This is a genomic window from Kribbella sp. NPDC056861, from assembly GCF_040687575.1.
Classification (GTDB): Bacteria; Actinomycetota; Actinomycetes; order Propionibacteriales; family Kribbellaceae; genus Kribbella.
Genome location: NZ_JBFBNQ010000002.1, coordinates 447,134 through 461,075, shown reverse-complemented (window position 1 = coordinate 461,075; position 13,942 = coordinate 447,134). Strand labels below are relative to the sequence as shown.

12 protein-coding genes are annotated in these 13,942 nt (G+C 68.9%); 7 read left to right on the top strand and 5 right to left on the bottom strand.

Translation table 11 applies throughout. From position 1 onward, the window contains the following. Nucleotide 1: 1 nt before the first annotated feature. The 4 genes from mreD (at nucleotide 2) to AB0P21_RS09155 (ending at nucleotide 4,688) form a co-directional block, all read left to right on the top strand. The gene (gene mreD / locus AB0P21_RS09170) at nucleotides 2–535 is read left to right on the top strand and encodes a rod shape-determining protein MreD (RefSeq protein ID WP_363695084.1); all 534 of its coding nucleotides are present in this window, start codon (nucleotides 2–4) and stop codon (nucleotides 533–535) included. Beyond that, the gene (gene mrdA, locus AB0P21_RS09165) at nucleotides 532–2,610 is read left to right on the top strand and encodes a penicillin-binding protein 2 (RefSeq protein WP_363695083.1); all 2,079 of its coding nucleotides are present in this window, start codon (nucleotides 532–534) and stop codon (nucleotides 2,608–2,610) included. Before mreD ends, mrdA begins: the two co-directional genes overlap by 4 nt. Before the next feature lie 85 nt (nucleotides 2,611–2,695). Then, the gene (gene rodA / locus AB0P21_RS09160) at nucleotides 2,696–3,862 is read left to right on the top strand and encodes a rod shape-determining protein RodA (protein WP_363695082.1); all 1,167 of its coding nucleotides are present in this window, start codon (nucleotides 2,696–2,698) and stop codon (nucleotides 3,860–3,862) included. Between the two features lie 73 nt (nucleotides 3,863–3,935). Further along, nucleotides 3,936–4,688, top strand: a complete 753-nt coding sequence (locus AB0P21_RS09155; RefSeq protein ID WP_363695080.1) for a hypothetical protein — start codon at nucleotides 3,936–3,938, stop codon at nucleotides 4,686–4,688. Between the two features lie 12 nt (nucleotides 4,689–4,700). Here the strand turns inward: AB0P21_RS09155 and AB0P21_RS09150 are convergent, their stop codons facing one another. After that, complete coding sequence (locus AB0P21_RS09150; RefSeq protein WP_363695079.1) at nucleotides 4,701–5,690, bottom strand: asparaginase; 990 nt, start codon at nucleotides 5,688–5,690, stop codon at nucleotides 4,701–4,703. Nucleotides 5,691–5,725: 35 nt separating this feature from the next. On the opposite strand from AB0P21_RS09150, the gene pcaD reads away from it, so the two are divergent. The 3 genes from pcaD to AB0P21_RS09135 all read left to right on the top strand — a co-directional run bounded on the left by pcaD (nucleotide 5,726) and on the right by AB0P21_RS09135 (nucleotide 11,009). Beyond that, nucleotides 5,726–6,484, top strand: a complete 759-nt coding sequence (gene pcaD, locus AB0P21_RS09145; RefSeq protein ID WP_363695078.1) for a 3-oxoadipate enol-lactonase — start codon at nucleotides 5,726–5,728, stop codon at nucleotides 6,482–6,484. A gap of 52 nt (nucleotides 6,485–6,536) precedes the next feature. Next, on the top strand, nucleotides 6,537–8,879 hold the full coding sequence (locus AB0P21_RS09140; protein WP_363695077.1) for a P-loop NTPase fold protein: 2,343 nt from the start codon (nucleotides 6,537–6,539) through the stop codon (nucleotides 8,877–8,879). A 198-nt stretch (nucleotides 8,880–9,077) separates the two neighbouring features. Continuing rightward, nucleotides 9,078–11,009, top strand: coding sequence for a TIGR03960 family B12-binding radical SAM protein (locus AB0P21_RS09135; protein WP_363695076.1), 1,932 nt, complete (start codon nucleotides 9,078–9,080; stop codon nucleotides 11,007–11,009). A 37-nt stretch (nucleotides 11,010–11,046) separates the two neighbouring features. Here AB0P21_RS09135 and AB0P21_RS09130 read toward each other — a convergent pair whose 3' ends face one another. From AB0P21_RS09130 to AB0P21_RS09115, 4 genes are all read right to left on the bottom strand, one after another. Further along, nucleotides 11,047–11,493: a hypothetical protein gene (locus AB0P21_RS09130; RefSeq protein WP_363695075.1), complete on the bottom strand. Its 447-nt coding sequence runs from the start codon at nucleotides 11,491–11,493 to the stop codon at nucleotides 11,047–11,049. A 144-nt stretch (nucleotides 11,494–11,637) separates the two neighbouring features. Beyond that, nucleotides 11,638–12,342 (bottom strand): tyrosine-protein phosphatase, encoded by a 705-nt coding sequence (locus AB0P21_RS09125; protein ID WP_363695073.1) that lies wholly within the window; start codon nucleotides 12,340–12,342, stop codon nucleotides 11,638–11,640. A 5-nt stretch (nucleotides 12,343–12,347) separates the two neighbouring features. Further along, the gene (locus AB0P21_RS09120) at nucleotides 12,348–13,670 is read right to left on the bottom strand and encodes a M20/M25/M40 family metallo-hydrolase (protein ID WP_363695072.1); all 1,323 of its coding nucleotides are present in this window, start codon (nucleotides 13,668–13,670) and stop codon (nucleotides 12,348–12,350) included. Nucleotide 13,671: 1 nt separating this feature from the next. Beyond that, nucleotides 13,672–13,914 (bottom strand): hypothetical protein, encoded by a 243-nt coding sequence (locus AB0P21_RS09115; RefSeq protein WP_363695071.1) that lies wholly within the window; start codon nucleotides 13,912–13,914, stop codon nucleotides 13,672–13,674. Nucleotides 13,915–13,942: the final 28 nt, after the last annotated feature.

The window sequence follows — 13,942 nt, the reverse complement described above, 5'->3', positions numbered from 1 at the left end:
GATGCCTGCCATCCGGATCGCCCTGGCCGCGTTCTTCCTGATCTTGGCGGTCACTGTGCAGACCTCGCTGCTGCCGCACATCGCGGTCGCCGGGGTGACCTGCGACCTGGTGCTGATCGTGGTCGTCGCGCTGGGACTGTCCCGCGGCCCCGAGTGGGGTGCGATCGCCGGCTTCCTCGGCGGCCTGATGCTCGACGTGGTGCCGCCGGCCGACCACACCGCCGGTCGCTGGGCCCTCGCGCTCGCCCTCTCGGGATATGTCGCCGGTCTGATCCGGCGTGAGACCTCGGCAGCTCCGGTCGGCCCGCTCGGGGTGGCGCTCTCCGTCGTGCTGGGCGCGGCGCTGTCCCTGACCGTGTACTCCGCGACCGGGTCGCTGCTGCACGACCCGGCGGTCGACTGGGGTGAGTTCGGCGTCCGCCTCGGCATCGCCGCAGGGTACGACGTGGTCGGCGCGATCGTGGTGATCCCGCTGGTGATGTGGGTGATGGGACGCGTCGTGCCGGCGCGGGAGCGGCAGCGGGTGCTGCGATGAGTTTCGACAGCTTCAACCCGGCGCCGCTCAAGCCGCGGCTGCGCCTGTTCGTGATCCAGGTGCTCGTCTTCTCGCTGATGTTCACCCTGCTGGCCCGCCTTTGGTACATGCAGGTCATGTCGGCCGACGACTACTCCCAGGCCGCGACGCAGAACCACACCCGTGAGGTGCTGGTCCCCGCCCCGCGCGGCACGATCGTCGACGCGGCCGGCCGGACGCTGGTCGGCAACCGGGTCTCCCTGGTGATCACCGTGGACCGCTCGGTGCTGGCCAAGCTGCCCGACTCCGAGCAGCAGGCGGTGCTGGCCCGGCTGGCGAAGGTGCTCGGCCAGAAGCCGAAGGACCTGACCGCCCGGACGATGCTCTGCGGCGAGCCCGGCGCCTCCAAACCGCCGGCCTGCTGGAACGGCACGCCGTACCAGCCGATTCCGGTCGCGAAGGACGTCAGCGAGCAGGTCGCGATCGAGGTGATGGAGCGCCGCGAGGACTTCCCGGGCGTGGCCGCCGAATCGGCGACGCTGCGCGCGTACCCCGCGCCGTACAAGGTGAATGCGGCGCACATCCTCGGCTACCTGTCGCCGATCACCACCAACGAGCTGGACGAGCTCGACAAGGCCGGGCAGGACTCGGTGCCGCACCGCTCCGACCTGGTCGGCCGGGCCGGGGTCGAGCGCACCTACGACCAGATGCTGCGCGGCGCGCCAGGCGTCAAGAACGTGATCGTCGACGCGGTCGGCTACACGACCGGGATCGAGAAGCAGACCGCGCCGGTGCCGGGCTCGACGTTGATGACGAGTATCGACGCCCGGGTGCAGGCCTCGGTCGAGGCCCAGCTGCGCGGCGCGATCATGACGGCCCGCAAGCAGTACGACAAGATCACCAAGAAGAAGTACATCGCCGATTCCGGCGCCGCCGTCGTGCTGGACACCAAGACCGGCCAGGTGGTCGCGATGGCCAGCTATCCGAACTACGACCCGGGTGTCTGGGTCGGTGGCATCTCGCAACGCGAGCTCGACGCGCTCTACTCGACCAAAGCCGGTACTCCGCTGGTGTCGCGGGCCGTGCAGGGTCAACTCGCCCCCGCCTCGACCTTCAAGGTGATCACCACCGCGGCCGCGATGGCCAACGGGTACGGGCCGAAGACCCGGCTGGACTGCTCGTCGTTCTTCGAGGTCGGCGACCGCCGGTTCAAGAACTACGAGTCCGCCTCCTACGGGATGATCGGCTTCAACCAGGCCCTCGCGCTGTCCTGCGACACCTTCTTCTACCGGATCGCGTACGCGCTGTGGCTGAAGGAGGGCGGCAACTCCAGCGACCTGAACGCGGTCGACCCGCTGGTCGAGATGGCGCAGAAGTTCGGCCTCGGCAAGCCGACCGGGATCGACCTGCCCGGCGAGGTCTCCGGCCGGATCGCCGACCGGAAGTGGAAGAAGGAGTACTACGACGCGCAGAAGGACTACTACTGCAAGCTCGCCGACAACCCGCCGGCCGGCACCTCGGCGTTCCTGAAGCAGTTCTCCCGCGAGTTCTGCGTCGACGGCTACCGCTACCGCGCCGGTGACGCGGTCAACTTCTCCATCGGCCAGGGCGACACCACCGTCACTCCGTTGCAGATGGCAACGGTTTATGCGGCGCTGTCGAACGGCGGCAAGCTCTGGGAGCCGCGCGTGGCGAAGGCGGTGATCAGCCCGGGTGGCAAGGTCCGGCCGGTCCCGCCGAAGCTGGCCTCGCAGTTGCCGGTGTCGGCCTCGACCCTGCGTTACATCGACAGGTCGCTGCAGGACACGGTCCGGACCGGGACGGCGGCCTGGAAGTTCGGCGGCTTCCCGCTCGACCAGGTGCCGATCCGCGCCAAGACCGGCACGGCCGAGGTCTACGGCAAGCAGACCACCTCCTGGATGGCGACCTACACGGATCGCTATGCCGTCGTGATGATGATCAGCCAGGCGGGGACGGGTTCCGGCGCCTCCGGCACTGCGGTGCGGCACATCTACGAGACGCTCTACAACATCAAGCCAGCGGTCACGCCGCCGCCCGGCAAGCCGACGTCGCCCACCGGACAGCGAGCCGACTGATGAGCCAGCTGACCCCGACGCTCTGTCGGCCGACGAGTTCGCTGCCCCCGACATCGCCCCCGACATCCGGTGAGCAGGTCGGACGATGAGCCTGTTGACGCCGCTGCGGCCGTCTGGAGCGCGGGCCGATCGGCGGTCCACCCTGTGGCAGGTCGACTGGGTGCTGGTGATCGGCGTGCTGGCCTTGTCGGCCATCGGCGCGCTGCTGATCTGGTCCGCGACCTACGAGCGCACCTCACTCACCGGCGGCAACGAGCACGCCTTCCTGGTCCGGCACGCGCTCAACTTCGCCATCGGCCTGGTCCTCGCGGTGCTCGCTGCCGTCACCGACCACCGCCGCGTCCGCATCCTCGCCCCGGTCCTGTACGCCGCGTCCGTGGTCGGGCTGATCCTCGTCCTGGTCCCCGGTGTCGGCGCATCGATCAACGGATCCCGGTCCTGGATCCAGCTGCCCTGGATGTCCGTGCAACCCAGCGAGTTCGCCAAGCTCGCGGTGATCGTCGGGATGGCGCTGCTGATCGCGGAGAAGGGCGAGACCAACCACCGCGAGGCGCGCACGATCGACATCGCCCAGGCGATCGCGGTGGCCGCGATCCCGGTCTGCCTGGTGATGCTGCAACCCGACCTCGGCACCGTGATGGTGCTCGGCTCGATCGTGTTCGGCATCGTCGCGGTCTCCGGGGTGCCGAAGCGCTGGATGATCGGCATCGTGACGGCCGCCACCGTGATCGCGGTGCTGGCGGTCCAGCTCAACGTGCTGAAGAAGTACCAGCTGGCCCGGTTCACCGCGTTCGCGGATCCGTCCCAGGACCCGCAGGGCATCGGCTACAACGTGAACCAGGCCCGGATCGCGATCGGCAACGGCGGCATCTTCGGCCAGGGGCTGTTCCACGGCTCGCAGACCCAGAACGCGTTCGTGCCCGAGCAGCACACCGACTTCGTCTTTACCGTCGCCGGCGAGGAGCTCGGCCTGATCGGGGCCGGCGCAATCATCTGTTTGTTCGTGCTGATCCTGTGGCGTGGACTGCGGATCGCGGTCAACGCGCGGGACGCGTTCGGCCGGCTGATCGCGACCGGGGTGGTGTGCTGGTTCGCCTTCCAGGCCTTCGAGAACATCGGTATGACGCTGGGCATCATGCCGGTCACCGGGCTGCCGCTGCCGTTCGTCTCCTACGGCGGATCGTCGATGTTCGCGGGGCTGCTGGCGGTCGGGCTGCTGCAGAACATCCACCTGCGATCCCACCAGGTTTAGCGCGGGGATTCCGGCACACGTCAGTCAGGTACGCTTCAGCTTCCCTGCGCCCTCGAAGGTTCTGGATGGGTTCATGAAGCTCGCGTCGCCGTTCCCGCTCGTCGTTGCCGCCGCTCTCACGTTGACGCTCACCGCCTGCGGTGGGGACAACCCCAGTGGGGCCTCCGACCCGTCACCGGCACCCTCGGTGACCGCTCCCTCCACGGACAGTACGCCGACCGACCAGCCCACCGAGACCGGTCCAGTCAAACGCACGAAAGCCGAACTGGTGAAGGCGTTGCTCGAGCTGAAAGACCTGCCGACTGGTTTCGCCGAGGACGAGGACGACCCGGCCGGCGAGGGCGGCACGCCGTTCTCCTCGCCGACCAGCAAGTGCAAAACGCTTGTGAAGTACCTGAACGCCGACGAGGCGCCCGAATCGAAGGCAAACGCGCACCGTTCGTTCGCCGGCGGCCAGGAAGGCCCGTACATCGACTTCTCGCTCGACTCGCTGCGCACCTCGGCGGCGGTCGGTGACCTGCAGACGTCGTACCGGGAAGCCGTCACCGCCTGCAAGAAGGTGACGATGCGGGTCGAGGGCGCGGGCTCGACCCAGATGGAGGTCGCCGAGATCACCGCCCCCGCGTTCGGCGACTCACCCTTCGCCTTCAAGCTGGTCGGCGTCAGCGGTCCGAAACAAGGCCTCGAGTACGTCGCCGCCATCACCGGCATCGGCGACGTCATCCTGTCGGTCGGCATCCTGGCCGGCCAGGAAGGCGAACTCGACGGGGCCACCGAAGCAGCCGTCGAGAAGGCCCGCACCATCTTGCTCAAAACCGGCGGCTGACTTCAGGTCCTACTAGATCAGCGAGTGGATCTCGCCGACTGGGTGGCCGCCGCCGAGGATCGGCAAGCTGATCAGCTCGGCGGCAGGGGAGACGTCCAGACCGCACTTCTGCAGGAGGGTGAGAGCGAGTGCGGTGGTCGCCCGCGGGTTGCCGTCGATGACCTTGATCGCGACCGCGTGCCCGTCCGGTGTCGCCATCGCGATCACACCTTCCGCACCGCCCTTGGCGACCACGCCGGGGAGCAGCCGCATCACTTCGCTGTTCTGATGACCCTTGCCACCAACGAGTTCCGGGTATGCGCGCATCGCGGCGGCGATCCGGCCTTCCGCAGTACCGGCTGGGGCGGTGGCGAGCCGGCTGAAGGCGAGAGCCAAGCCAGACAGCGGCATCCCGAGCAGGGGAGTGCCGCAACCATCAACAGTGACGATTCCGGTCGACGACGAGGTCAGCCGCTCGATCTCCGCCGTAACGATCCGCTGCACCGGCGACTCAGGATCGAGGTACCGCGCCGGATCGTCGCCCAGGACCACAGCGGCCTTGAGCATCGCCGCGTGCTTGCCGGAGCAGTTCATCCGCACCCGCGACGGTTCGATGCCCTCGGCAATCAATCGGAAGCGGGTCGGCTCGTCCTCCGGCCGGTCCGGCGGGCAACGCAACGCATCGCGACCCAGCCCCGCCGAGGCGAGCAGCCGGTCGACCAGCGCCACATGCCGATCCTCACCCGTGTGACTCCCGGCTCCGATCGCCGTTTCCTCGCCATCGAGCTCTGCGCCCGCCACGATGCACCCGACCGCCTGCAGCGGCTTGGCCGTCGACCGAGGCAGTACTACGGCGTCGACGTCACCCGCCGCGAACACCTGTTTGCCATCCGGATCGATCGCCACCGCCAGCCCGAAGTGCCGGCTCTCCACGAACCCGCTCCGCACCACTTCGGCCAGCTCGACAACGCTTTCGCGACCGGGAACACCAGCGGGAACACCAGGAGAGACACCGTTGACCATGCGGGAAAGCTAGCAGCGTTCGTAAGGTGGGTCCCATGCGACTCAACTACCAAGCGACCGGCCCCGAAGACGCGCCCGTCGTGCTGCTCGGCTCGTCCCTCGGTACGACGCACGCGATGTGGGCGCCGCAACTCGACGCGCTGTCGGAGCGGTTCCGGGTGATCGCGTTCGACCACCGCGGCCACGGCGATTCCGACGCCCCCGACGGCCCGTACGCGATCGAGGACCTCGGCGGCGACGTGATCGAACTGCTGAACGAACTGCTGATCGAGCGGGCGTCGTACGTCGGCATCTCGATCGGCGGCGCGGTCGGCCTCTGGCTGGCCGAGAACGCCCCCGACCGCTTCCACCGCTTCGCGCTCCTCTGCCCACCGGCGTACCCGGCCGCCGGCGCCCAGATGTGGACCGACCGCGCCGCCCAGGTCCGCGCCGAAGGCACCAAGGCGATCGTGGAACCCACTCTCACCCGGTGGTTCCTCCCGGAGTACGCCGCTGCGCATCCCACTGAGGTGGAGATCATTCGGCAGCAGCTCCTCACCACGTCCCCCGAGGGGTACGCCGCGTGCTGCGAAGCCTTGGGCGCAATGGATCTCCGCCCGGCCCTCGCCGACATCACCGCTCCCGTCCTGCTAGTCATCACAGAGTCGGACGCCTCGGTCCCACCCGAAACCGTCATCCCACTCGCCGCCCAGATCCCCGGCGCCCACCTGGAAATCCTCGAAGACGCCGCTCACCTGGTCACGTATTCGCACCCCGAGCAGATCAACAAACTCCTCCTCACCCACCTCACCTGACCACTGTCCGTAGCTGCTGTCCGCCCACTAACCTTCAACCGGGGAGGTGCGGATGGCTTCGCAGCAGCAGGTTCGGGCAGAGGTGCAGGGGCATGAGGTCGAGCTCGTTCTCGGGGACATCTTCGAGAGCGACGCGGACTTCCTGGTGGTGCCTGTCAGTACCAGCGGGAGCATGGCTCCCGAGTTCAGCGACCGGCTCACCCGGCTCGGCGGCTCACCGCCGACGGGACCGCTCAAAGCCGGTGAGGTCAAACTCGCGGGCCGACTCGATGGCAGCGGTCAGCAGGTGCTGCTCGCAGCGGGTCTGACCTATCCCGAGCCGGTGGTGGAGGCTGTGCAAGCGGCTGCGCACAACGTGGCCGCTGTGGTGGAGAAGGCGGGCGGATCTGTCGCGTTTCCTTTACTCGGCGCGGGGAGCGGAGGGCTGTCTGCGGCTGAGTCGCTGGAGGCGATAGTCACTGGGTACGGCGAGCATCGCGGCTCATCACTTCGGGTACACATCGTCGAGCCCGATCTCTACCAGCGGATGCTCGACTTCGCTGCACCCACGGCCAGCGAGGGACCAGAGCCTGAGGCATCGGAGGCCCAGGCAGCGTCCGAGAGCCATCCGTCGGCCAGCCAGTCTGCGTCCGGCAGCATCAGCCTCGGTGCCCCATCCGCCACTGCACCAGACAGCGCGGCGGCCACCGCGCAGAGCGTCCAGCCAGCGTCGCCTCAGACCACCACCAGACGTCGGCGCGAGGAGCTCGTGCCCACGCACACCGACGGTCCCGCGTCCGTCGACGAGCTCGGCCGCCAGGGATTCGCCCGCGTACTCGCCCGCCGCATCCGAGATGCGCGCAAGGAAGAGCAGCGCAACAGCGAGCGGGCGAGAGACCTGCGGAGCCGGCGGGGCGGTTCCTTCATCGTCCACCTGCATGCGCCGTGGGGCGCCGGCAAGACCTCCGTGCTCAACTTCCTCGCCGCCGAGCTGCGCAAGCCGGACGAGACGACCAAGGACAAGCGATCCGTCGTGGTCGAGTTCAACGCCTGGCGGCACCAGCGGATCGAGCCGCCGTGGTGGTGGCTGATGACCGCCCTGTACTCCGGCGCAGTCCGCGACCTCGACACGTTCGACAGGCGACGCGGACTCCTGCTGCGGCTCCGCGAGTGGCTATGGCGGTCGAAGGGCGGCTGGCCCGGCTATCTGGCGCTGCTACTAGTTGCCGCAGCCGTCACGGCCGCCTGGCGAGCTGGGTGGTTCGGTGCCGCCGGCAACGAGGACCTGCTGTCGCCTGACTCGCTCAAGGGCGTACTGGTCACCGCGGCCGCCATCATCACCCCGGCGCTGACCATCTGGGGACTCCTGCATGCGATGGGCCGCTGGGTGTTCACCACCTCGGCGCGGGGCGCACGGCGGTTCCTGGCGAACACCAGCGACCCGATGCGGCTCGTGCAAGAGCACCTGGCTGACCTGACCGACTGGATCCATCACGACGTGGTGGTGATGATCGACGACCTGGACCGGTGCAAGGGCCCGTACGTCGTGGAGTTGCTGGAGGGTATCCAGACGCTTTTCCGCGACGTACCGGTGACCTATGTGATCGCCGCCGATCGAGACTGGCTCGCGGACAGCTACGCGGCGGAGTACTCCGGATTTGTCAGCGGGGCCGGCGAGGTTGGTAGGCCCATCGGCTATCTGTTCCTGGAGAAGACCTTTCAGATCTCCACCGGGCTGCCCCAGGCGGGCAAGCGGCTCGACACGTTCTGGGGGCGGATCCTCCGGTCGCCGAGTGTGCCGGACGAGCAGGAGCTGGCCGAGGCGCGTACGACCGCGCGCCGCGAGCTCGGTGGGAAGCAGAGCCGGGAAGCCCGCGCGGAGGTGCGCGCCAACCCCGGCCGGACGCCAGCCGACGAGCAGGCGCGGCTGGAGACGCTCGCCGTCGAGATGGTCAGCGAGCGAGCCCAGCGCCAGAACACGCACACCCTCGAACCGTTCCGTGCGCTGCTCGGCCGCGACCCGAACCCGCGAGCGATGAAGCGCCTCGTCAACGCGTACGGCATCGCCCGCGGGATCGAGACGCTGCAGGGCGTGAACCTCGAGGACAACCACGTCCGCGAGCAGGAGACTGCGCTCTGGACCATCCTCACCCTCCGCTGGCCCAAACTCGCCGGCCACCTGGCCCGCTACCCCGAACACCTCAAATACGCCGTCCCCGCCGCCTCAGCAAGCACCCCCAGCAGCCCACGGAGCACCCCAGCCGCCCCAGCAAGCACCCCCACCGAGCTGCCGAGCAGCATCCCCGCCGACCTCCGCCCACTCTTCGCCGACCCCGAACTCCACGCCGTGGTCCAGGGCGAAGGCGTCGCAGCCGCCCTCACCCCCGAGATCCTCGCCGCCACAACCCTCCGCTGACTCTCGCGCGGACAGTACGCCGCGCTGACACTCCGGAGGGAAAGCACGACGAACACCGTCCTCACGGTGCAAGCAAAGCTAGCCAACCGGCTGCGGAACACCCGGAGCTACTCGGCCCGATCAGCCGCCGATGCGGGGCTACGCGGGCACCGGCGTTAGGCTGGTGGGCGGCTCTGACCTCGGACTGGAAGACCTGTGATGACTGTTGAATCGTTGTTCCCGCGGCTGGAAGCGCTGCTGCCGACTGTGCAGAAGCCGATCCAGTATGTGGGCGGTGAGCTCAACTCGGTCAGCAAGGACTGGGACTCGGTGAGCGTGCGCTGGGCGCTGATGTACCCGGACGCGTACGAGGTCGGCCTGCCGAACCAAGGGGTCCAGATCCTGTACGAGGTGCTGAACGAGCGCGAGCACACCCTCGCCGAGCGCACGTACTCCGTCTGGCCCGACATGGAGCAGGTGATGCGGGACCACCAGATTCCGCAGTTCACGCTGGACAGCCACCGGCCGGTCCGGGCGTTCGACGTCTTCGGGCTGTCGTTCTCGACCGAGCTCGGCTACACCAACATGCTGACCGCGCTCGACCTAGCCGGGATCCCGCTGTACGCCGTCGATCGCACCGACGAGGACCCGATCGTGCTGGCCGGCGGGCACGCCGCGTTCAACCCCGAGCCGGTCGCGGACTTCATCGACGCGGCGGTGCTCGGCGACGGTGAGGAGATCGTGCTGGCGATCTCCGAGGTGATCCGGGAGTGGAAGGACGAGGGCAGCCCGGGCGGCCGCGACGAGGTACTGCTCCGGCTCGCCGCCACCGGCGGCGTCTACATCCCGAAGTTCTTCACCGTCGACTACCTCGAAGACGGCCGGATCAAGCGGATCGCGCCGAACAAGCCGGGTGTGCCGTGGCGGACCGCCAAGCACACCGTGATGGACCTGGACGCCTGGCCGTACCCGAAGAAGCCGCTGGTCCCGCTGGCCGAGACCGTGCACGAGCGGTTCTCGGTGGAGATCTTCCGCGGTTGCACCCGCGGCTGCCGGTTCTGCCAGGCCGGGATGATCACCCGCCCGGTCCGCGAGCGCAGCATCACCACCATCGGCGACATGATCGAGAACGGGCTGAACAAGACCGGTTTCGAGGAGGTCGGGCTGCTCAGCCTGTCGTCGGCCGACCACAGCGAGATCGCCGAGGTGGCCAAGGGCCTGGGCGACCGGTACGAGGGCAGCAACGTCTCGCTCTCGTTGCCCTCGACAAGGGTCGACGCGTTCAACATCACGCTGGCCAACGAGTTCTCCCGTAACGGCCGGCGCAGCGGTCTGACGTTCGCCCCCGAGGGCGGCTCGGACCGGATGCGCAAGGTGATCAACAAGATGGTCAGCGAGGACGACCTGATCCGCACCGTCGGCGCGGCGTACAGCCACGGCTGGCGGCAGGTGAAGCTGTACTTCATGTGCGGGTTGCCGACCGAGACCGACGAGGACGTGCTGGCGATCGCCGACCTGGCCAAGCGGGTGATCCAGACCGGCCGCGAGGTGTCCGGCCGCAACGACATCCGCTGCACGGTCTCGATCGGCGGGTTCGTGCCGAAGCCGCACACGCCGTTCCAGTGGGCCTCGCAGCTCGGCGTCGAGGAGACCGACGCCCGGCTGGCGAAGCTGAACCAGGCGATCCGCGCGGACAAGAAGTACGCCAAGGCGATCGGCTTCCGGTACCACGACGGCAAGCCGGGCATCATCGAGGGCCTGCTGTCCCGCGGCGACCGCCGGGTCGGCAGGATCATCGAGCAGGTCTGGCGCGACGGCGGCCGGTTCGACGGCTGGAGCGAGCACTTCTCCTACGACCGCTGGATCGCCGCCACCGAGAAGGCGCTGGCCGACGAGCCGGTCGACCTCGCCTGGTACACGACCCGCGAGCGCGAGTACGCCGAGGTGCTGCCCTGGGACCACCTGGACTCCGGGCTGGACCGCGACTGGCTGTGGGAGGACTGGCAGGACTCGCTCGAGGAGGACGGCGGTCTCGAGGTCGAGGACTGCCGCTGGACCCCGTGCTTCGACTGCGGCGTCTGCCCGCAGATGAACACCGAGATCCAGATCGGCCCCACCGGCAAGAAGCTGCTCCCGCTCTCGATCGCCTAGCAGCCGAACCAGCAGGCAATCACCGCGAGCCGGCAGCTCAGAGCGGGTTGGTGCCGTCCAGATTGAAGGCGCCACCCCGCCGGAAGCCACGCTTGGCGCCGAAATGACCGTTCTCGGCGGCCATCCGGAACCACGGCTCACCGGCCTCGATCCCGTCCCGGTCCTCGACCAGCCGGCCCATCTCCCACATCGACTCGACGTCTCCGGCATCGATTGCAGTGAGCAGCAGCCGTTCGGCCCGCTCGGTGTCGCCGTCGAGCTTGGCCAGTATCGCCAGCGCCCGGATCGCCCGCGGATCACCCGCGTCGGCGGCCGCCTGCGCCTCCTCGACCGACTTGAACGTGCGCCGGCGCCGCAGCCACCCGATCGCCGACCCGACCATCGCGACGGCCCAGATCACCAGACCGACGTTCAGCATCGTCCGGTTGTCCGTCAGCAGCCCGGTGATGCTGAACCCGGCTGCGGCCAGCAACACAACGATCATTGCAGGATCCTCTCCCCAGCCCGCGCCGCCCCCCAGCGGTCCCACTGTGGTTCAAGGTAACCGACGGGTGGCCCCTTCGGGCAGGCCACCGCGCGTCGGGTGTACGTCCTGCCGCCGCTCAAACGCAGGGTTCAAACGCCGCGTTCAGACCAGCCGCGCGGCGAGCTGGCTGATCTCGGCCGCGGTCAGCCCGCAAGTGGCCAGATAGGCCCGCACCCCGCCGTACTGCGTATCGACATGCTCCAGCGAGTCCAGAATCGTCTCTGGCAGCGTCCGCCAGAGCATCTCGTTGGCAGCGCGTTCGTCGGCCGACAGCTCAGCCAGCCGCGCGACCAGCCCGAGTCGTTGCTCGCTGATCGCATAGTCCGCCGCGATCTCCTCCCGCGGCACACCGACCAGGTCGAGCAGCAGCGCGACCAGTAACCCGGTCCGGTCCTTGCCCGACTTGCAGTGCACCACGACCGGCGCCTCCGCGGGAGCCGAGGCGATCGCCCGCAACGCCTGCACGATCTGCCCCTGGTTGCGATCGAGGCTGCCGCGATAGATGTCCGCCATCAACGGCTCGTCGTCGGGCACCCGCTCCTGCTCCCGGATCGGGTCGATCCACGGAATCCGGCGATAGACCGCGTCGCCGTCCAGCGGATGTGTCTGCTTCATCTCCCAGTCGGAGCGCAGATCGAGCACCAGGCCAGGCCCGGCCGCCCGCAGAGCGGCCACCCCGTCGGCATCAAGCTGATCGGGGGAGTCGGTCCGGATCACCGTGCCTGCCCGCGTGACCCCGCCGTACCGGGTCGGGAATCCGCCCAGTTCACGGGTGTTGAGGCAACCACTCCACTCGAGATCCGTCACCCCGGTTAGCTTAGGACACCTCCCAGCGACTCGAAGTCGTGCCAGGCGCCGCCGTCCCAGTACAGGTGATGCAGTGCCGAATCGGTGCCGACCACGAAGACATCGAGCCGACCAGGCCCCCACGAGACCACCGAGCCAGTAGGCCGAGGTGCCGCGGGAGCGCTGATCAGCTCGAGCCACCCGGCCAACGCCGCCGCGTTCATCCGCAGGATCTCGCCGGCGAACGCCCAGTCGAGGAACTCGAGCTTGTCGTTGGCCGAATGGATGTGCCCGTTGGCGCTGTCGGCCCCCTCGATCGTGAGCACGGCCGGCATCCCCGCGTTGATGAACGGGACGTGGTCGCTGGCGAACGGATTCAGCGACGTCTCGACCTTCAGTCCCGTGTACGTCGCGGCCGCGGTGGCGAGGTCGCCGATCTGCCCGGACGACACCGCGGCGCCCTCCAGCAACACGGTCGGAACCGCCGTGTTCTTCGACGCGATCATGTCCATGTTGAGCACCGCGCGGATCCGCGACCGCTCGGCGGCCGGCAGCGCGGCGACGTACTGCTTGCTCCCGAACAGCCCTTCCTCCTCGCCACCGAAGAGAATCAGCCGTACGTCGTGCCGCCACGTCCGGCTTGCGATCAGCCGGCCGAGCTCCAGTACGCCGGCCGACCCGCTCCCGTTGTCATCGGCGCCCGGTGCGCTCGCCCCCACGCCACCGGAGAGGTTGATCGAGTCGAGGTGCGCGGTGACCACCACCAGCCCGCGCGGACCGGTGCCGGTGCCCGGCCGATCGCCGATCAGGTTCTCCGAGTGGCCCGACGCGCCGACCGTGATCGGCATCCGGGTCACTTGGTAGCCAAGGGCAACCATTCGGGCGGCCGCGAAGTCCACCGCGGTGGTGAACGACGGGCTGAGCGAGTGCCTGGTCGGCAGGCTGGCCAACCAGGTCAGATCAGCCTGGTACGACGCCGGCGCCAACTCGCCGAGCAGCGCCGCGATCGCCGGGTCGGTGCGCAGGGCAACGGGATTGGGGACGTCGACGACCGTCGTGCCGGCCTTCAGGGTCTCGACCCGCCAGCAGTGGTTGGAGCGCCGACGGGGTTTGTCGTCGGCCGAGATCACCAGATGCCGGCCGTGATCCAGCAGCGGAGTGATGTCGGGAAAGGCGCCCTGGAAGCTCCGCCCGACCTGCGTCACCAGCACCAGCCCGGCGGCGGTCCGGGACGCCCGCCCGAGCTTCTGGTCGGCGGGTCCCCACATGATCGTCCGGTCGCCGAACCGCGCCGACTTGGCGCCGTCCGCAGCGTCCGCGGTCGGCACCACCAAGTACCGAACAGCCATCTCACTCCTTCCAGAGGATCTCCAGCCGATCCGCCGTCACCGCGACGATCGACCCGCTGGAGCCGGTACTGCGACTGATCTGGCCGGCCGCCGACCAGCGGCCGGCACTGCCCTGGTCGCCGGCCTGGCGGGCGTCGCCGCGCCCGATCAGCCAGTCGGTGAAGGCCCCGTCGGCGCGGAACTCCACCCCCCGCCGGCCACGGGCCGGCGGGAAGGCGAAGTCGTCGCGGCGGTAGACGGTCAATCCGTCGTGGTCCTCCTCGAAGGAGTGC